General features: G+C 65.1%; 4 protein-coding genes. 1 reads left to right on the forward strand and 3 read right to left on the reverse strand.

Annotation, left to right across the window (positions count from 1 at the left end; genetic code table 11):
• The coding region (locus VJS90_RS14180; protein WP_324122276.1) for an NAD(P)H-dependent oxidoreductase at nucleotides 1-326 on the reverse strand (326 nt) is incomplete at its 3' end.
• Nucleotides 327-456: 130 nt separating this feature from the next.
• On the opposite strand from VJS90_RS14180, the gene VJS90_RS14185 reads away from it, so the two are divergent.
• Complete coding sequence (locus tag VJS90_RS14185; RefSeq protein WP_324122277.1) at nucleotides 457-1359, forward strand: LysR substrate-binding domain-containing protein; 903 nt, start codon at nucleotides 457-459, stop codon at nucleotides 1357-1359.
• A gap of 11 nt (nucleotides 1360-1370) precedes the next feature.
• Here the strand turns inward: VJS90_RS14185 and VJS90_RS14190 are convergent, their stop codons facing one another.
• Both VJS90_RS14190 and VJS90_RS14195 read right to left on the reverse strand, forming a co-directional pair.
• Nucleotides 1371-1817: a DUF1294 domain-containing protein gene (locus VJS90_RS14190; protein ID WP_324122278.1), complete on the reverse strand. Its 447-nt coding sequence runs from the start codon at nucleotides 1815-1817 to the stop codon at nucleotides 1371-1373.
• A partial coding sequence (locus VJS90_RS14195) for an undecaprenyl-diphosphate phosphatase (RefSeq protein ID WP_324122279.1) occupies nucleotides 1817-2438 on the reverse strand: 622 nt, incomplete at its 5' end. The genes VJS90_RS14190 and VJS90_RS14195, both read right to left, overlap by 1 nt.

The raw sequence follows: 2438 nt of genomic DNA on the forward strand, positions 1-2438 counted from the left end.
TCGATCCACGCCTTGAGCTGGGTCGGCACGCTGAAGTTGTACATCGGGGCACCAATCACGACAGCGTCCGCGGCAAGGAATTCTTCCAGCGTCTCGGCGCTGAGTTTCGCTTCATGAGCCTGAGCAGCATCACGCAGCTCCTCAGGCGTACCCGCGGCAACTAGAGTCGCTGCAGAGAAATGGCTGATGGCGTCGGCCGCCAGGTCACGGTAGACCACTTCAATGCTCGGGTCCGCAGCCTTCCAGGCGTCGACAACACTGGCGCTCAGCTGGCGGGAAGCGGAATTTTCGCCAAGGATGCTCGAATCGATGTGCAGCAGTTTCATGGGATGCTCCTGTAATGAAGGCCGCGACTGGGCGGTCACGATGGGGAGAATCCTACCGGAATGACGAATAGCTGATAACCCCGCAAAAATGCATTACTTTGTCCCGTAGATAGGACAATGGATTTCAGCCATGCAGGACCTCAACGATCTGTTCTACTTCGCCCGCGTGGTCGAGGCCGGTGGCTTCGCCGCGGCCGGCCGTGCGCTGGGCATCCCCAAGTCACGCCTGTCGCGGCGCATCGCCGAGCTCGAGGAACGCCTTGGCACACGACTGCTGCAGCGCACCACCCGCCAACTGACGCTCACCGCGGTCGGCGAGCGCTACCTGCGCCACTGCCAGGCAATGCTGCTGGAAGCCGAAATGGCCGACGAGGCCGTCGCCAGCATGACCAGCGAACCGCGCGGGCGCCTGAGGGTCTCCTGCCCGGTGGCGCTGGCCACGGCTTTCCTGCCCGAGGTCATCACACGTTTCCTGCAGCAGTACCCGCTGGTGCAGCTGGACATGCTGCTGGTCAACCGCCGTGTCGACCTGGTCAGCGAAGGCGTGGACGTGGCATTGCGCGTGCGCGAGCTGGGAGATGAAGACCCTGCCCTGGTCACGCGTCGCCTGCGCCAGGCACAAATGCAACTGGTGGCCGCGCCAGGGTTCGCCGATCACCTCACGCAGCCCGCGCAGCTGGCCGAGTTGCCGGCGCTCGGCCCGGCGGAGCCGGACCGCCTGATTCATCTGCGCCTGCACGGTCCGAAGGGCCAGCAGCACGAGCTGGCCGTGGAGGCGCGATTGTCGATAGACGATTTCGTGGTGCGCAAGACGGCCGCCATGGCCGGGCTGGGCTTCACGGCCCTGCCGATCATGTACTGCGAGGAAGAACTTGAACGCGGCGAACTGGTGCGCCTGCTGCCGGACTGGTCGCTGCCCGGCGGCTATCTGCAAGCGGTGTACACCCATCGGCGCGGCGTGCTGCCGGCGGTGCGGGTGTGGATTGATCATCTGGTGGCTTCGTTCGAGGCATGTGGAGACCGCTACGTCTGAAGCGTGCCGTTCTACACGAGCAGTGGCGCAAGGATGCTGCCGAGCCAGCGACCACCCAGCAGCAGATGATCGGCCCAGAACAGCTGATGCAGCGCAACGATCACCCAGAACATCGCCTGGTAGGACACCTTGCGCGTCTTGTGCCTGAACAGTTGCTGAGCCACCAGGGCGCCTGGCCAGCCACCGAACAGCTCGGCGGCATGCAGCACCTTTTCCGGCGTGCGCTGCCCCTGTTGGCGAGCCTGACGCTTGTCGTTCCCGTACAACAGCACGCTCACGACGCTGAGCAGCGCATAGGCCAGCAAGGGCAGCCAGGACTGGCCGCCCAGGCCCATCTGCACCGCACCGCCCACCGGCAGCGCACACAGACCCGCAAAGGCCAGCAGCTTGCTGCGCGGATGGCGCACCGCGGTCTCGCTGCTGACGCGGCGCGCGGCGGCGGGCGTGCGGGCCGCCATCAGCCCTGCGCCGTGGCCCAGTCGACCCAGCCGAACTGCCAGGTCGCCAGGATCAGCAGGCCGAAGACGATGCGATACCAGGCGAACACCGCGTAGCTGTGGTTGGCGATGAACTTGAGCAAGGCACGCACGGCGATCATGGCGAAGATGAACGACACCACGAAGCCGATGGCAAACACCGGAAAGTCGCTTGGCTGGAACAGGTCGCGGTACTTGTAGCCCGAGTACACCGCCGCGCCGACCATGGTCGGCATGGCCAGGAAGAACGAGAACTCGGTCGCCGCCTTGCGCGACAGGCCGAACAGCAGGCCGCCGATGATCGTCGAACCGGAACGCGAAGTGCCTGGAATCATCGCCAGGCACTGCACGAAACCGATCTTCAGGGCATGGCTCCAGTTCATCTCGTCGACGTGATCGACGTCGACCCGGTGCTCGCGGCGCTCGGCCCAGAGCATGATCACGCCGCCAACCACCAGCGCCGCGGCGACGGTGATCGGGTTGAACAGGTATTCATGGATCAGGTCGGCGAACAGCACGCCAAGCACCACTGCCGGCATGAAGGCGATCAGCAGGTTGGCGGTAAAGCGTTGGGCGGTACGCTCGCGTGGCAAGCCCAGCACC

The sequence above is a fragment of the Pseudomonas sp. genome, assembly GCF_035277045.1.
In the GTDB taxonomy this organism is placed as follows: Bacteria; Pseudomonadota; Gammaproteobacteria; order Pseudomonadales; family Pseudomonadaceae; genus Aquipseudomonas.

Excerpts from the sequence above, each read along its gene's own strand:
- VJS90_RS14185 (WP_324122277.1), top strand. The coding sequence starts at position 457 with ATGCAGGACCTCAACGATCTGTTCTACTTCGCCCGCGTGGTCGAGGCC.
- VJS90_RS14190 (WP_324122278.1), bottom strand. The coding sequence starts at position 1,817 with ATGGCGGCCCGCACGCCCGCCGCCGCGCGCCGCGTCAGCAGCGAGACC.